At 65.7% G+C, this 15,402-nt stretch carries 14 protein-coding genes; 6 read left to right on the forward strand and 8 right to left on the reverse strand.

Annotated elements, in window-relative coordinates; genetic code table 11:
• Positions 1 to 2 precede the first annotated feature (2 nt).
• Positions 3 to 638, forward strand: coding sequence for a homoserine/homoserine lactone efflux protein (gene rhtB, locus QE444_RS04125; protein ID WP_184289770.1), 636 nt, complete (start codon positions 3 to 5; stop codon positions 636 to 638).
• Between the two features lie 9 nt (positions 639 to 647).
• On the opposite strand, the gene QE444_RS04130 is transcribed toward rhtB, so the two are convergent.
• Entirely contained in the window at positions 648 to 1,412 is a 765-nt protein-coding gene (locus tag QE444_RS04130; RefSeq protein ID WP_309737400.1) for an SDR family NAD(P)-dependent oxidoreductase, read from the reverse strand.
• A gap of 101 nt (positions 1,413 to 1,513) precedes the next feature.
• On the opposite strand from QE444_RS04130, the gene QE444_RS04135 reads away from it, so the two are divergent.
• Complete coding sequence (locus tag QE444_RS04135; protein ID WP_158889768.1) at positions 1,514 to 1,975, forward strand: YaiI/YqxD family protein; 462 nt, start codon at positions 1,514 to 1,516, stop codon at positions 1,973 to 1,975.
• A 14-nt stretch (positions 1,976 to 1,989) separates the two neighbouring features.
• Here the strand turns inward: QE444_RS04135 and QE444_RS04140 are convergent, their stop codons facing one another.
• Positions 1,990 to 4,110, reverse strand: coding sequence for an EAL domain-containing protein (locus QE444_RS04140; RefSeq protein ID WP_309737401.1), 2,121 nt, complete (start codon positions 4,108 to 4,110; stop codon positions 1,990 to 1,992).
• Positions 4,111 to 4,227: 117 nt separating this feature from the next.
• A complete protein-coding gene (locus tag QE444_RS04145; protein WP_133860460.1) occupies positions 4,228 to 4,782 on the reverse strand; it encodes a DedA family protein in 555 nt (184 codons plus the stop codon).
• Positions 4,783 to 5,045: 263 nt separating this feature from the next.
• Between QE444_RS04145 and hemB the strand changes: the two genes are divergently transcribed.
• The gene (gene hemB / locus QE444_RS04150) at positions 5,046 to 6,068 is read left to right on the forward strand and encodes a porphobilinogen synthase (protein WP_158889772.1); all 1,023 of its coding nucleotides are present in this window, start codon (positions 5,046 to 5,048) and stop codon (positions 6,066 to 6,068) included.
• Between the two features lie 9 nt (positions 6,069 to 6,077).
• Entirely contained in the window at positions 6,078 to 8,306 is a 2,229-nt protein-coding gene (gene ppk1, locus QE444_RS04155; RefSeq protein WP_309737402.1) for a polyphosphate kinase 1, read from the forward strand.
• A 946-nt stretch (positions 8,307 to 9,252) separates the two neighbouring features.
• Here ppk1 and ppx read toward each other — a convergent pair.
• The 5 genes from ppx to QE444_RS04180 form a co-directional block, all read right to left on the reverse strand.
• Entirely contained in the window at positions 9,253 to 10,752 is a 1,500-nt protein-coding gene (ppx, locus tag QE444_RS04160) for an exopolyphosphatase (protein WP_133860463.1), read from the reverse strand.
• Between the two features lie 112 nt (positions 10,753 to 10,864).
• Complete coding sequence (locus tag QE444_RS04165) at positions 10,865 to 11,596, reverse strand: amino acid ABC transporter ATP-binding protein (protein ID WP_309737403.1); 732 nt, start codon at positions 11,594 to 11,596, stop codon at positions 10,865 to 10,867.
• Positions 11,583 to 12,233, reverse strand: coding sequence for an amino acid ABC transporter permease (locus QE444_RS04170; RefSeq protein WP_178083884.1), 651 nt, complete (start codon positions 12,231 to 12,233; stop codon positions 11,583 to 11,585). Before QE444_RS04170 ends, QE444_RS04165 begins: the two co-directional genes overlap by 14 nt.
• Entirely contained in the window at positions 12,230 to 12,895 is a 666-nt protein-coding gene (locus QE444_RS04175; protein ID WP_133860466.1) for an amino acid ABC transporter permease, read from the reverse strand. The genes QE444_RS04170 and QE444_RS04175 overlap by 4 nt, the downstream gene beginning before the upstream one ends.
• Positions 12,896 to 12,908: 13 nt before the next feature.
• On the reverse strand, positions 12,909 to 13,691 hold the full coding sequence (locus QE444_RS04180; RefSeq protein WP_133860467.1) for a transporter substrate-binding domain-containing protein: 783 nt from the start codon (positions 13,689 to 13,691) through the stop codon (positions 12,909 to 12,911).
• Positions 13,692 to 13,958: 267 nt separating this feature from the next.
• Here QE444_RS04180 and QE444_RS04185 point away from each other — a divergent pair, with 267 nt between their 5' ends.
• Both QE444_RS04185 and trxA read left to right on the forward strand, forming a co-directional pair.
• Complete coding sequence (locus tag QE444_RS04185; RefSeq protein WP_309737404.1) at positions 13,959 to 14,654, forward strand: FadR/GntR family transcriptional regulator; 696 nt, start codon at positions 13,959 to 13,961, stop codon at positions 14,652 to 14,654.
• Positions 14,655 to 14,881: 227 nt separating this feature from the next.
• Entirely contained in the window at positions 14,882 to 15,208 is a 327-nt protein-coding gene (gene trxA / locus QE444_RS04190) for a thioredoxin TrxA (RefSeq protein ID WP_017639417.1), read from the forward strand.
• Positions 15,209 to 15,402 lie beyond the last annotated feature (194 nt).

Below are 15,402 nucleotides of genomic sequence, written 5' to 3' on the forward strand. Positions count from 1 at the left end.
TCATGAGTCTGCAGGTCTGGACCGGTTTCTTCATTGCCTGCTGGATGATCAGCCTCTCGCCGGGGGCGGGCGCCGTTGCCTCCATGAGCGCAGGCGTCAACCACGGTTTCCGGCGTGGCTACTGGACGGCGCTGGGCCTGCAGCTGGGCCTGGCGCTGCAGATCGCCGTGGTCGCCGTGGGCGTCGGCGCCTTGCTGGCGACCTCGCAGCTGGCCTTTACCCTGATCAAGTGGTTCGGCGTGGCCTATCTCGCCTACCTGGCCATCCGCCAATGGCGCGCCGCGCCGCTGGACCTGGGTGAGCAGCTGGTCGGCGAACGTCTGCCGCCGCGAATCGGCGCCCTGGTCATGCGCGGCTTCCTGGTCAACGTGAGCAATCCCAAGGCACTGATCTTCCTGCTCGCGGTGTTGCCGCAATTCGTCGATCCCCACGCGCCCCTGGCTGCGCAGTATCTGCTCATCGGGGTGACCATGGTCACCGTCGACCTGATCGTGATGGCCGGCTACACCGGTCTGGCCGCGCGGGTGCTGACCCTGCTGCGCACGCCAAGACAGCAGCGCATCACCAACCGGGTATTCGCCAGCCTGTTCCTCGCCGCGGCGGCGTTGCTGTCCACGGTGCGCCGCGCCGCGGTCTGAAGCCGGGCGCTACCAGACCACCGACTGGCCCTGCCAGTCCCAGAAGCTGCCGGTCTCGGCCGGCGTTCGTGCGGCCAGCACCTCCAGCAGCCGTGCTGCCGCATAGGCTGGGGTGAACAGCTTGTCGGCCGGTACCCGGGCCTGGAAGGGCCGGGACAGCGCCGTGTCGGTGGTGCCAGGGTGCAGGGCCAGCACGCAGCTCTGCGGATTGAGCCGGGCAAGTTCGATGCTGGCGCAGCGCAGGCCCTGGTTGAGTGCGGCCTTGGCCATCCGGTAGCCATACCAGCCGCCCAGCTGGTTGTCGCCGATGGAGCCGACCCGCGCCGAGAGCGCGGCGATCTGACAGGGGTGCTGGCCCTTGAGCAGCGGCGTCAGCTGGCGGATCAGCAGCAGCGGCAGCACGGCATTGGCCAGATAGCTTTCCAGCAGTCCGGCCTGGTCCACCTGCGCCAGACTCTTTTCGGCGCGCGCCCGTGTGCCCTGCAACAGACCCGAGGCGCACAGCAGCAGGTCCAGGCGGGGCGTCTCGTCAGCCAGGCGGGCCGCCAGCTCGGGCTCGGCCAGCGGATCGACATCGAGGCGGCGCAGCCGCGGGCCATGGCGCCGCTCCATCGCGGCCAGACCGGCATGCCCCTCGGCCTGACGGGCGCAGGCCCAGACCCGCGCGACGTCGTCGCGGGCCAGCAACTGGTCGCACAGGGCCAGACCGAGGCCGCCGGTGGCGCCATACACCAGGACCTGGGCGGGCTGTTCCAGGCGTTGCCAGAAGGTCATGGGAGACTCCAGTCAGATCGCTATCCCTGTCGGACCGCGCCGCCACGCTGGGGTGCGCCGCCGCGGCGCGGTATCCTGGGCTTTTGCCGGAGAAATCCCCCGTGATCCTGTGGATCGATGCCGATGCCTGTCCGCGCGCCGCCAAGGAGCTGGTCTGCAAATTCGCCCTCAAGCGCAAGCTGGAGGTGGTGCTGGTGGCTGGCCAGCCACAGATCAAGCCGCCCTTCGCCTGTGTGCGCCTGGTGGTGGTGCCCAGTGGCCCCGACGCCGCCGACGACCATCTGGTCGAGCAGGCGCAGCCCGGTGACCTGGTGATCTGCAGCGACATTCCCCTGGCCGACCGGCTGGTGAAGAAGGGCGTGGTCGCCCTCGATCCGCGTGGTCAGGAATTCGACGAGCGCAACATGGGCCAGCGCCTGGCCATGCGCAATCTGATGACTGATCTACGCGACCAGGGCCAGATGGGCGGCGGCCAGGCCGGCTACGGCGAACGTGATCGCCAGGCCTTCGCCAATGCCCTGGATCGGCTGCTCACTCGCCTCCAGCGCAGCGCTGCTGGCTAGGCACGGAGCCTCGCCTAGGCCGGGACGGCCGCGAGGGCGGGTTGCTGCAGCCAGGTGCGCAGTTGCGGCAACGGCATGGGCCGGCCGAACAGATAGCCCTGCATGAAGTTGCAGCCGTTGGCCTGCAGGAACTGGCGTTGCTCGCTGGTTTCCACCCCTTCGGCGACCACGTTGAGGCCCAGCTTGTGCGCCATGGCGATGATCGCCGCGGCGATGGCCATGTCGTTGCTCTGCTTGGGAATGGTGCGGACGAAGGCGCGATCGACCTTGAGCGAATCCACCGGCAGCCGGCTCAGATAGGCCAGCGATGAATAGCCGCTGCCGAAGTCGTCGATGGATACCCGCACACCCAGGGTACGGATCTCGCCGAGTACCTCGACGGCCACGTTGAGACTGTGCATCAGGGCGTTCTCGGTCACCTCGAGGATCAGCGCCGACGCCGGCAGGTCCTCGGCCTGCAAGGCCCGGGCGATGGCTTGGGGCAGCAGGCGATCGCTCAGATTCAGTGCCGAGCAATTCACCGAAACGCGCAGCTCCGCATGACCCTCACGGTGCAGCTGGGCGAGATCGGCGCAGGCCTGGCGCATGACCCAGCCATCCAGGTCGGCGATCAGTCCGGTTTCCTCGGCGACGCGCACGAAGCGTTCGGGGCTCAGTGGGCCCAGGACCGGATGCTGCCAGCGCACCAGCGCTTCCAGGGCCACCGCAGCACCGTCCGGATCGACGATTGGCTGATAGGCCACATGCAGGCCACCCTGGGCCAGCGCATGGCGCAGGTCCATCTCCAGGCTGAGCAGGTCGTCGGCATCGCGTTGGAAGTCGGTGGTGAATCTCTGGCTGCGATTGCGTCCGCTGCGCTTGCAGTGGCCGACCGCCAGGCCCGCACTGCGCAGCAACTGGCCGGCATTGGCGCCGTCCTGGGGATAGTGGGCGATACCCAGGCTGAAGGTCATGGCGATGCGCTGCCCGGCCAGCTCGAAGGGCGGGCGCAACTGCTCCAGCAGGCGCATGGCCAGGGGCTGGCTGTCGCCGCGCTGGCCGAGCGGAAGCAACAGGCTGAATTCGTCGCCGGCATAGCGGGCCAGCGGCAGGTCGTTGTCGAGCACCGCACGGATCCGCTGCGCCATCTGGATCAGCAATTCATCGCCGAGGGCGTGGCCGAGGCTGTCGTTGATGCGCTTGAAGTGATCGATGTCCAGCATCAGCAGGGCGAACTGCTCTCCGGTGCGTGCCTGGCCGATGGCGCGGTCGACGGTCTGGATGAAACTGCCGCCGTTGAGCAGGTGGGTGAGGGGATCGTGCAGGGTGATCTGATCGAGGGTGGTCGAGACCCGCTCCAGCCGCAGGCGCTGGGCATTGAAGCGTTCGCCGGCCCAGGCGGCGAGCAGGCCGACCATGATGATGAACAGGGTGCCGAGGGCGATGCCCATGCCCAGCTCCAGGTGCTGATTCACTTCCGCCAGGCCGTCGGGTTCGAAGCCGATGGGCACGGCGAGGGTGAGGGCGGCCATGCCGGTGAAGTGCATGGAGACGATGGCGAAACCCAGGACCAGGCTCCCCAGCAGGCGCAGCCAGAGGGTCCTGAGGCCGGTCCTGCCGCGCAGGCGGAAGGCCAGCAGCAGGGCGCCCAGGGAGGCCAGGCTGGCGACCACCACCGAGACCACCACCAGCAGCGGATCATAGAGCTGTATGGCGACCGACTGCATGGCCAGCATGCCGGTGTAGTGCATGGTCGCGATGCCCAGGCCGGCGGCCAGGGCCGCGAGCAGGTACTGCGGTGCGGTCAGGGACTCGCGCCCGATCAGGTGCATGACCGTATAGGACACCACGATGGCGATCAGCAGCGAGGCCAGGGTCTGCAGCGGCGCATAGTGCACATGGATGCCGATCTTGAACGACAGCATGGCCAGGAAGTGCATCGACCAGATGCCCCCGCCCAGGGCGACGGCGCCGATCAGCTTGGCCAGCTCGCTGCCGCGGCGGGAGCGACTGTTGGTCACCCAGTCGGCCATGGCCAGGGCGGTGTAGCCGGCGGCGCTGGCGATCAGGTACGCCAGGACCACGAGCAGGCTTTCGTACTCGTTGGCGGCCAGGATCTGATGGCCGGGAGGCAGCAGGGTGGAGAAGTTCAGCATGCTCTATCGCCAGCGTGCACACGAGGTTTCGGGAGAGGTTGATGCTCAGGGCATCGGCAGCGGTAGCCGGGCCTTTAATTCGTTCGATGGACGTACCGGGTAGGGGGCTGCCTGCCGTCAGGCCTTGGGCGTGCGGCTGCGGCGCCACAGCCAGAGCAACAGGCCGATCACCACCAGACCGCCCAGCACCATCAGTTCATACCGCTTGAGATTGCCCAGCACTCCTTCGAGGACGGCGCCGAAGTGAAAGGCGGCATAACCCAGCACCGTGGCCCAGACGATGGCGCCGATGCCGTTGAGGATCAGGTAGCGCGCCGGCGGATAGCCCGACAGGCCGATCGCCACCGGCATCACCGTGCGCAGGCCGTAGACGAAGCGAAAGCTCAGCACCCAGAGATCCGGATGGCGCCGGATGTGCGCCAGCGCCTTTTCGCCGGCGGCTTCCCACTTGGGTTTGCGCGCCAGCAGCTTGCGCCCATGGCGCCGGCCGAGGAAGTACCAGAGCTGATCGCCGGCATAGCTGCCGCAGAAGGCGACCAGGATGACGGTCTGGATGTTCATGTAGTCGCGGAAGGCCAGGAAACCGGCCAGTACCAGAATGGTTTCGCCCTCGAAAAAGGTGCCGAGAAAAAGGGCGAAATAGCCGAAATCGTGGAGGAATTGTTGGAGCATTCGGCGCTACACGAGGTGAATAAAGATGGCGCAGCCTACCCCGGTTGGCGTCTGGAAAGAAAGTGTGACGGACTTCCGTCCGCCGGGTGCCAGGCGGTCAGGCAGGGATTTCACTGCGACCCTGTGTCACGCCGGGTCCAGCCGGCGTCTGCCTTGGATAGCACCTATAAGCACTCCATATTGTCATCTGCTGTTACCAATCGGTCATGATTGTGGCCTATAACCCATCACACTGACCCGTGATCCGGGTCTGGGAGTCGATCGTGAGTTTTACCCCCATCAACCGTAGCTACCCTGCCACTCGCATGCGCCGTCAGCGCCGCGACGAGTTTTCCCGTCGTCTGATGCGCGAGCATGTGCTGACGGTGGATGACCTGATCCTGCCGGTCTTCGTGCTCGATGGCGAAGGCCGTCGCGAGGCCATTCCCTCGATGCCCGGCGTGGAGCGGCTGTCCATCGACCTGCTGCTGGAAGAGGCGGCCGAACTGGTGGCGCTGGGGATTCCCGCGGTCGCGCTGTTCCCGGTCACGCCCACCGAGCGCAAGTCGCTGGACGGCGCCGAGGCCTACAACCCCGACGGTATCGCCCAGCGCGCCACCCGTGCCCTGCGCGAGCATTTCCCGGAACTGGGGGTGATCACCGACGTGGCCCTGGATCCCTTCACCACCCACGGCCAGGACGGCATCCTCGACGAGCGCGGCTACGTGCTCAACGACATCTCGGTCGAGGTGCTGGTCAAGCAGGCGCTGTCCCATGCCGCTGCCGGGGCCCAGGTGATCGCCCCGTCGGACATGATGGACGGTCGCATCGGCGCCATCCGCGCCGCCCTGGAAGACGCCGGCTATCACAACGTGCAGATCATGGCCTACTCGGCCAAGTACGCCAGCGCCTACTATGGACCTTTCCGTGACGCCGTCGGCTCGGCCGCCAACCTGGGCAAGGGCAACAAGGCTACCTATCAAATGGATCCGGGCAACAGCGACGAGGCCCTGCACGAGATCGCCGGCGACCTGGCCGAGGGCGCCGACTCGGTGATGGTCAAGCCGGGCATGCCCTACCTGGACATCGTCCGCCGGGTCCGCGAGGAATTCCGCGTGCCGACCTTCGTGTACCAGGTGAGCGGCGAGTACGCCATGCACATGGCCGCGATCCAGAACGGCTGGCTGTCCGACGCCGTGATCCTCGAATCGCTCCTGGCCTTCAAGCGGGCCGGGGCCAACGGCATCCTCACCTATTTCGCCAAACGCGCCGCCCAACAACTTCGCCAGGGGCCTTCGCGTTCCTAAGGAGCTTCAATGAGTAGCCAGGGTTTCGTCGAAACCGATCTGCAACAGCCCGTCACTGCCGAGTCTCTGGAGACGCCGGAGGAGGCGATCGCGACAGACGTCGAGGCGCAGCCGTCCGCGCCCGTGCTCGAGGTGCCTGCCGCGCCCAGCGTGCCGGCGGCCAACGTGGACGACAGCAGCCTCTACATCCATCGCGAGCTGTCGCAGCTGCAGTTCAACATCCGCGTGCTGGAGCAGGCTCTCGACGAATCCTATCCGCTACTCGAGCGCCTCAAGTTCCTGCTGATCTTTTCCAGCAACCTGGACGAGTTCTTCGAGATCCGCGTGGCGGGCTTGAAGAAGCAGATCGCCTTCGCCCGCGAGCAGGCCGGGGCCGATGGCCTGCTGCCGCACCAGGCGCTGGCGCGCATCAGCGACATCGTCCACGGCCAGGTGGACCGGCAGTACGCCATCCTCAACGATGTCCTCTTGCCGGCCCTGGCCGAGCAGCGGATTCGCTTCATCCGCCGTCGTTACTGGGACGTCAAGATCAAGGCCTGGGTGCGCAAGTTCTTCCGCGACGAGATCGCGCCCATCATCACCCCCATCGGCCTGGACCCGACCCATCCCTTCCCGCTGCTGGTGAACAAGAGCCTCAACTTCATCGTCGAGCTGGAGGGCATGGACGCCTTTGGTCGCGACTCGGGTCTGGCCATCATCCCGGCGCCACGCCTGCTGCCGCGGATCATCCGGGTGCCGGAGGAAGTCGCGGGCCCCGGAGACAACTACGTCTTCCTGTCCTCGATGATCCACGCCCACGCCGACGATCTCTTCCCCGGCATGAAGGTCAAGGGCTGCTTCCAGTTCCGCCTGACCCGCAACGCCGATCTCTCGGTGGACACCGAGGATGTCGAAGACCTGGCGCGTGCCCTGCGCGGCGAGCTGTTCTCCCGTCGCTACGGCGATGCGGTGCGGGTCGAGGTGGTGGACATCTGCCCGAAACACCTCACCGACTACCTGCTCAAGCAGTTCAATCTGGGCGAGAGCGAGCTGTACAAGGTCAACGGCCCGGTCAACTTGACCCGGTTGTTCTCCATCACCGGGCTGGACAGCCATCCGGAATTGCAGAGCGCTCCCTTCACGCCGACCATTCCCAAGCTGCTGCAGAAGAAGGACAACCTCTTCAACGTGCTGGGCAAACTCGATGTGCTGCTGCTGCACCCCTTCGAGTCCTTCACTCCGGTGATCGACCTGATGCGCCAGGCCGCCAAGGACCCCAACGTCCTGGCGATCAAGCAGACGCTCTACCGCAGCGGCGCCAACTCCGAGATCGTCGACGCCCTGGTGGACGCGGCACGCAGTGGCAAGGAGGTGACCGCGGTCATCGAATTGCGCGCGCGCTTCGACGAGGAGTCCAACCTGCAGCTGGCCAGCCGCCTGCAGCAGGCCGGCGCCGTGGTCATCTATGGCGTGGTGGGCTTCAAGACCCACGCCAAGATGATGCTGATCCTGCGCCGCGAGAACGGCGAGCTGCGCCGCTATGCCCACCTGGGCACCGGCAACTATCACGCCGGCAACGCCAAGCTGTACACCGACTACAGCCTGCTGACCGCCGATGTGGCCCTCACCGAGGACGTGCACAAGCTGTTCAACCAGCTGATCGGCATGGGCAAGACCCTGCGCATGAAGAAGCTGTTGCACGCGCCCTTCACCCTGAAGAAGAACCTGCTGGAGATGATCAACCGCGAAGCGTTGGCGGCCAGCGAAGGACGGCCGGCGCAGATCATGGCCAAGGTCAACGGCCTCACCGATGCCAAGGTCATCCGCGCCCTCTACAAGGCCAGCCAGGCCGGGGTGAAGATCGACCTGGTGGTGCGCGGCATGTGCTGCCTGCGCCCCGGTGTCCCGGGTGTGTCCCACAACATCCAGGTGCGCTCCATCATCGGCCGCTTCCTGGAGCACAGCCGCATCTACTACTTCCTCAACGGTGGCGACGAGAAGCTCTATCTCTCCAGCGCCGACTGGATGGAGCGCAACCTCGACATGCGCGTCGAGACCTGCTTCCCCGTGGAAGGCAAGAAGCTCATCACCCGGGTCAAGAAGGAGCTGGAAGGCTACCTCACCGACAACACCCAGGCCTGGGTACTGCAGGAAGATGGCAGCTACGTGCGGCAATCGCCGACCGGCAACCAGAATGCCCGCAGTGTGCAGGCGACGCTGTTGGAGCGGTTGGCCAGTCCGGTGGTGAATACGCGCTGAGACAGTCCGGGCTCATGCCGACGTGGGCCCTGGTCGGTTTCGTAGGTTGGGTTGAGCGGGAGCGAAGCCCAAAGGTGCGGGGCGCTTAATTCTGCGCCTTGAGTATTACGGTGCCTTGGCTACTTATCGCGCTTTGCCGGTACCTCTTGTTTCGCCCACCCGGGCGACTCACTTTTCTTTGTTTGCGCAAAGAAAAGTAAGCAAAAGAAAGCGCACCCCAACGTTTGGGCCCTCCGCTACGCTCCGGATACTCTCGTCCCGGCGCCGTGGCAGGGGCACGGCGCGAAGGGGGCTTCCTGTCCCTCGCGCCTTGCTCGGCGTCCTGCCTCGCAACCCCCGCCACGACACCGGAACTCGGCCTCACTGACGGGGACGGAGCACAAGCCTGAGGCTTGGGTGTTCACAGGTGTAGCGTGGAAAACCGCGTAGCGTTTTCCATTGGCGTGTGACGCAGATATCTGTGGACAAGGTTTCTCCGTTGTCCACGCTACGGGCTACGGGCTACGGCTTTTTGTGGCTATTCAACCGACACTTTCAGGCTGGCGAATCGCCCCGTTCAGGAGGGCGAACGCCAGTGTCGTGGAGCGGGTCGAGCCGCATGGATGCGGCGAGAGGCCTAACGGGCCATGGACGGCCCGTGCAGGCCGACCCCGGAACGACGCTGGCGTGAGCGAAACGTAGCATAGCGGAGTAACAGCCGCAGGCTGGCCCGAAGGGCGAGCAACGCGAGTCACCCGCAGCGCAGCGGAGGGCCGGATGTCCGGGGCAAGCGGTTTTGGTTACTTTTGTCCGGGGGCGCGTAGTCCGGGGCGCGCAGCCGCGACTGGCAAAAGTGACTCGCTCGGGAGAGCGAAACAAGAAGTGCCAGCAAGACTTGGTAACCGGCTAGGGCACCAATAGCCCAAAGCGTTGGGCTTCGCTCCCGCTCAGCCCAACCTACGAAAAATCAGCGCACGCTCAACCTGTATCCCACCCGCTCCAGCCACTGCGCCTCCTGCTCGAAGTCGGCCTGGGTCAGGGGGTTCTCCGCCAGCCAGCCATCGGGGAATTGCACGTCCAGACTGCGCTCGCCGGCGCTGAGCTGGACATCCGGAATGCTCTTGTGGCGGATGTGGTGGAAGAGGATGGCATAGCGCAGCAGCAGCGTCAGGCGCAGCAGCGGCTCGCCTTCCGCGCCCAGCTCCTGAAGGCGCTCCAAGGGAATGTTGCGGCGATGGCCGCGTACCAGCAGCGCCAGGGCCTGCTGGTCGCGGCGGGAGAAGCCGGGCAGGTCCGAGTGCTCGATCAGGTAGGCGCCATGCTTGTGGTACTGGTAGTGGGCGATGTCCAGGCCGACGCCGTGCAGGCGCGCCGCCCAGCGCAGCAGTTCGGCATGATTCTCGTCGGTCAGGGCCCAGGCCTCGGCGACCTGTGCCAGCGACTTCAGGGCGCGCTTTTCCACCCGTTCGGCATGGCGCTGATCGACGTGGTAGCGCTCGGCCAGGGCGTTGAGGGTACGCTCGCGGACGTCCTCGTGGCTGTGCCGGCCGATCATGTCGTAGAGCACCCCTTCGCGCAGGGCGCCTTCGGAGAGGTGCATCTCCTGCAGCTCCAGGGCCTTGAACAGAGCTTCGAGGATGGCCAGGCCGCCCGGCAGGATGGCGCGTCGATCCGGCTTCACGCCGTCGATGTTGAGCAGGTTGATGTCGCCCTGCTTGAGCAGCTTGCGCTTGAGCCACTCGATGCCATCCGGGGTGATCTCGCCATTGCCGCGGCCGGCGGCCTGGATCGCCAGGGCCACCGCGCGGATGGTGCCGGAAGCGCCCAGGGCCTGGTGCCAGCCCATCTCGCGCAGGCCCTGGTCGATGTTCATCAGTTCCAGGCGGGCAGCGGTGTAGGCGCGCGCGTACTGGGCGGCAGTGATCTTGCCGTCGGCGAAGAATCTCTTGGTGAAGCTGACGCAACCCATCTGCAGGCTCTCGCGCTGCAGGGTCTCGAAGCGCTGGCCGATGATGAATTCGGTGCTGCCCCCGCCGATGTCGGTCACCAGGCGGCGTCCGGGCACATCGGGCATGGAGTGGGACACGCCAAGATAGATGAGGCGGGCTTCTTCGCGACCGGAGATGACCTCGACCGCATGGCCGAGCACGGCTTCGGCACGCTGGATGAATTCGCCGCGGTTGCGCGCTTCGCGCAGGGCGTTGGTGCCCACCACCCGCACGGCGCCGCGCGGCATGCCGGCGATCAGCTGGGCGAAGCGGCGCAGGCAGTCCAGGCCGCGCTGGATGGCCTCTTCGCTGAGCAGACGCGACTCGTCCAGGCCGGCGGCCAGCTGGATCTTTTCGCCCAGTCGCTCAAGGATGCGGATCTCCCCGTGGGAATGGCGCGCCCGGACGATGTGAAAGCTGTTCGAGCCCAGGTCGATGGCGGCGATCAGTTCGTGGGGTTCGGCTGGCGAAGGCTGCATCTGGAGGCTCTCGGCGATAAACCGCGCCATCGTGCCAGCTAGCCGGTGACGGCTTCAAGCGCACAGCGGTTACGGTTGCGCAAAGTGGCAGAAAAAATAGGGTTTTTCCGCCTCAGGAAGCCACCTGGCCGATGAACTGGGCCAGTTCCGGTGTCTGCGGGCGGGCGAACAGCTCCTGGGGAGGACCGCTTTCGTGGACCTTGCCCTGGTGCATGAACACCAGCTTGTCGCCGACCTCGCGGGCGAATCTCATCTCGTGGGTGACCATGATCAGCGTCATGCCCTCGCGGGCCAGCTGCTTGACCACCGCCAGCACCTCGTTGACCAGCTCAGGATCCAGCGCCGAGGTGATTTCGTCGCACAGCAGCACCTTGGGCGACATGGCCAGGGCGCGGGCGATGGCTACCCGCTGCTGCTGACCGCCGGAGAGGCGGTCCGGATAGCTGTCGAATTTCTCCGCCAGGCCGACCCGGTCGAGCATCTGCCGCGCCAGGGCGCGGGCCTCGTCCTTGCTGGTCTTCTTGACCACCTGGGGCGCCAGCATCACGTTCTCGCCCACGGTCAGGTGCGGAAAGAGGTTGAACTGCTGGAAGACCATGCCGACCTTCTGCCGCAGCGCGCGGAGATTGACCCGGGCGGCGTCCAAGTATTCGCCGTCCACCTCGATGACGCCGTCGTTGATGGATTCCAGGCCGTTCAGGGTGCGCAGCAGGGTGCTCTTGCCCGAACCGCTCTTGCCGATGATGGCCACTACCTGGCCTTCCTCGACGGTCAGGTCGATGCCCTTGAGCACATGGTGGTTGCCATAGTGTTTGTGCAGGGCGGTCACTCTAAGCAGCGGCATGCAGTCTCCTTTCCAGCCAGCGTGCGGCCAGCGACAGCGGATAACAGAGGATGAAATAGCCCAGGGCCGCGAGGCCGTAGACGGTGAAGGGCTGGAAGGTGGCATTGGCGAGCATGCCGCCGATCTTGGTCAGCTCGGTGAAGCCGATGATGGAGGTCACCGCGGTACCCTTGACCACCTGCACCGAGAAGCCCACGGTGGGCGCCACGGCGATGCGCAGGGCCTGCGGCAGGATCACGTGGCGCAACTGCTCGAAGCGGCTCATCGCCAGGCTTTCCGAGGCTTCCCACTGACCGTGGGGAATGGCTTCGACGCAGCCCCGCCAGATCTCGGCGAGATAGGCACTGGTGAACAGGGTCAGGGCCAGGCCGGCGGCCAGCCAGGCGGGGACTTCCAGACCCAGCAGCGACAGGCCGAAGAAGGTTAGGAACAGTTGCATCAGCAGCGGGGTGCCCTGGAACAGCTCGATGTAGCCGCGCGCCAGCAGGCGTAGCGGCCGGAGCGTCGAGTTGCGCGCCAGCAGGACCAGTGCGCTGGCCAGGCCGCCGAAGAGGAAGGCCGCCAGCGACAGCACCAGGGTCAGGCCGAGGCCGCTGGCCAGGCTGCGCAGGATGTCGGCGAGAGTGAAGTCCATCAACGCCTCCTGACGATGAAGAAGACGCCCAGCCAATGCAGCGCCTGACGCACGCCGATGGCCATGAGCAGATAGATGAGGGTGGTCAGCAGATAGGTTTCGAAGGCGCGGAAGTTGCGCGACTGGATGAAGTTGGCGGCAAAGGTCAGCTCCTCGGTGGAAATCTGCGAGCACACCGCCGAGCCCAGCATCACGATCACCAGCTGGCTCGACAGCGCCGGCCAGACCTTGGCCAGGGCCGGACGCAGGATCACGTAGCGCAGGGTTTCGAAGCGGGTCATGGCCAGGGCCGCCGCCGCCTCCAGCTGGCCACGCGGTATCGCCTGGATGCCGGCGCGGATGATCTCGGTGGAGTAGGCGCCGAGGTTGATGACCATGGCCAGCACCGCCGCCTGGCCGGCTTCGATCCGCACCCCGATGGAGGGCAGGCCGAAGAAGATGAAGAACAGCTGGATCAGGAAGGGCGTATTGCGGATCAGCTCGACGTAGACCCCGAAGGCCTGGGCGAAGGGTTTCAGGCGCCAGGCGCGGCAGGTGGCGCCGACGATGCCGATGAGGATGCCGAAGAAGCCACCGATCACCGTCAGCTCAAGGGTGTAGAGCGCCCCCTTGAGCAGCAGGTCGCTCTGCGCGAGCACGGGCTGGAAGTCGAACTGATACGCCATGGCGCGTCGATCCTCAGAGAGCGGCCGGCAGGGGATCGCCCAGCCATTTTTCGGAGTTCTTGCTCAGGGTGCCGTCGGCGCGGGCTGCATCGATAATGGCATCGACCTTGTCCTTGAGCGCCGGCTCGTTCTTGTTGATGCCCACGTACACCGGCGAGTCCTTGAGCTTGACCTTGAGCACCGGTTCCTTGGCCGGGTTGCGCGCGCCGATCACCTTCATCACCACGCTGCCGCTGGCGATCAGCTCGGACTGCCCGGCCAGGTAGGCGGCGATGGTGGAATTGTTGTCCTCGAAGCGCTTGATCACGCTGTCCTTCGGCGCCACGTCGGTGAGCGCCAGGTCTTCGATGGAGCCGCGGGTGACCGAGATCACCTTGCCGGCCAGCTGCTCGGGTGTGCTGATGGCGGCATCCTTGGGACCGAAGACGCCGAGATAGAAGGGCGCATAGGGCTTGCTGAAGTCGATGACCTTTTCCCGGTCGGGATTCTTGCCCAGGCTGGAGATGACCAGGTCCACCTTGCCGGTGGTCAGGAAGGGAATGCGGTTGGTGCTGTTGACCGGGGTGACTTCCAGCTTCACGTTCAGCTTGTCCGCCATCAGTTGCGCGGTGTCGATATCCAGGCCGCGCGGTTTGAGATCGGGTCCGATTGAACCGAAGGGCGGGAAGTCCTGTGGTACGGCGACCTTGAGCACGCCGCGCTGCTGGATATCGGCCAGTTGATCGGCCTGGGCGGAGGTGTGCAGGGCGGTCAGGCCCAGGGCGAGCAGGGAGAGGGCGGTCCAGCGCTTGAGCATGACGAGACTCCGGAAGCAGGTTGGGATGGTTCTGCCCAGTGCATTTCATGTGCCAGCCGCCTGCCAGAGGGGCGCAAGGGCCGTCAGGCTTGAGGATTGGTCTTACTGGTCTGAACAGTTGCTCACCACAGCCGCCTGCGCTGGCGCTTGCCGTGAGCCGCTTTGGTGCGCGGTTATAGCGGCGTGCTCCGCCTTGGGGCCGCACTTGAAGTCCCTGGAAATTGGGCATAAAAGGCAAGCTTCTGGACTGACTGGCCTGACCACGCCATGCCCCTCGCTGCCACCCGCGCCGTACCCCAATATGCCGTCGACGCCATTCGCCGACTGATCGAGACCGAAGGCTATGCCCCCGGCGCGGCCCTGCCCGCGCAGCGGGAGCTGGCCGAGCGGCTGGGGGTGAGTCGCGCCTCCCTGCGCGAGGCGCTGTCCACCCTGAGCGCCCTGGGCCTGGTCAGCGTCCAGCCCGGGCGCGGCGTCTATGTGCAGGCGGCGACGGGTACGGTGGACGGACACTGGCCCTTCGCCGACGAGGTGACGGCCGCCCATGTCTTCCAGCTGAGATTCGCCCTGGAAGGCTTCGCCGCCGGGCTGGCCGCCGTCACCCTGGGGCCCACCGACCTGGATCGCCTGGAGGTCAATCTGGCCGCCCTGCACCGGGCGCTGCGGGCCAACGAGCTGGAAGAGGCGGCCGTGCTGGACTTCGACTTCCATCGCCAGCTGCTGCTGGCCGCGGACAACCCGGCCATGCTGGCGGTGATCACCAGCAGCCCCGAACGCTTCCACGAGAGCCAGAAGCTGCCCTTCGTGCGCCCCGAGCGGGCCCTGGAAACCTGGCAGGAACACCGGCGCATCCTCAGGGCCCTGAGCCGCCGCTCGCCCGCGGCGGCGCAAAAGGCCATGCGCGAACATATCCGCAATGCGGCCCTGCGCAGTGGAACCCCTTTCACGGTTCCTGCTGTCTAAACAGCGATCCACGATCGGTGGAACGGTGATCGACCAGGGTTGCAAAGGCTTCGAAAATGCAGCTCAACTCCGCTTTCTCAGGCCTTGTCGCCCGTTTGCCGGATCGTGAACCACCTCTGCCATCAATGCCGGTCATAGCCACCATCAATGTTCGAATGCTTTCGAAGTGACGGCGGCAGGGCTATCATGGCCATACTTCAAGTCGCACCCGAATTCGGAGAGAGTCAATGAGCGAATACATCACCAACGTCAGCGACGCCAGCTTCGAGCAGGACGTGCTGAAGTCCGACAGCCCCGTGCTGGTCGACTACTGGGCCGAATGGTGCGGTCCGTGCAAGATGATTGCGCCGGTTCTGGACGAGATCGCCAAGGACTACCAGGGCAAGCTCAAGGTCTGCAAACTGAACATCGATGAAAACCAGGATACCCCGCCGAAGTACGGCGTGCGTGGCATCCCGACCCTGATGCTGTTCAAGAACGGCGCGGTCGAGGCCACCAAGGTCGGCGCCCTGTCCAAGTCGCAACTGGCCGCCTTCCTCGACGCCAACGTCTGAGGCAGCCAGTCGAAAGCCCCGCCATGCGGGGCTTTTTTATGCCCGGACGGCTGGACGAGTACCCATGCAGGTGCTAGATTCCAGCCACGACCCCATCAGCGGGCCGTCTTCTCATCTGCTGTAGCCGTCAGTTCTCCTCTTCAGAACGCATCCCGCGAAGCTAATCTCGCATCCGGCCGCTCAGCTCGAATCCC

The organism is Pseudomonas sp. SORGH_AS_0199, from assembly GCF_031453735.1.
Taxonomy (GTDB): Bacteria; Pseudomonadota; Gammaproteobacteria; order Pseudomonadales; family Pseudomonadaceae; genus Chryseomonas; species Chryseomonas aestiva.

Bases quoted from the DNA above. Each gene is read 5' to 3' on its own strand.
- rhtB (WP_184289770.1), top strand. From the start codon at position 3: ATGAGTCTGCAGGTCTGGACCGGTTTCTTCATTGCCTGCTGGATGATC.
- QE444_RS04130 (WP_309737400.1), bottom strand. From the start codon at position 1,412: ATGACCTTCTGGCAACGCCTGGAACAGCCCGCCCAGGTCCTGGTGTAT.
- QE444_RS04140 (WP_309737401.1), bottom strand. From the start codon at position 4,110: ATGCTGAACTTCTCCACCCTGCTGCCTCCCGGCCATCAGATCCTGGCC.
- QE444_RS04145 (WP_133860460.1), bottom strand. From the start codon at position 4,782: ATGCTCCAACAATTCCTCCACGATTTCGGCTATTTCGCCCTTTTTCTC.
- ppk1 (WP_309737402.1), top strand. From the start codon at position 6,078: ATGAGTAGCCAGGGTTTCGTCGAAACCGATCTGCAACAGCCCGTCACT.
- ppx (WP_133860463.1), bottom strand. From the start codon at position 10,752: ATGCAGCCTTCGCCAGCCGAACCCCACGAACTGATCGCCGCCATCGAC.
- QE444_RS04165 (WP_309737403.1), bottom strand. From the start codon at position 11,596: ATGCCGCTGCTTAGAGTGACCGCCCTGCACAAACACTATGGCAACCAC.
- QE444_RS04175 (WP_133860466.1), bottom strand. From the start codon at position 12,895: ATGGCGTATCAGTTCGACTTCCAGCCCGTGCTCGCGCAGAGCGACCTG.
- QE444_RS04180 (WP_133860467.1), bottom strand. From the start codon at position 13,691: ATGCTCAAGCGCTGGACCGCCCTCTCCCTGCTCGCCCTGGGCCTGACC.
- QE444_RS04185 (WP_309737404.1), top strand. From the start codon at position 13,959: ATGCCCCTCGCTGCCACCCGCGCCGTACCCCAATATGCCGTCGACGCC.
- trxA (WP_017639417.1), top strand. From the start codon at position 14,882: ATGAGCGAATACATCACCAACGTCAGCGACGCCAGCTTCGAGCAGGAC.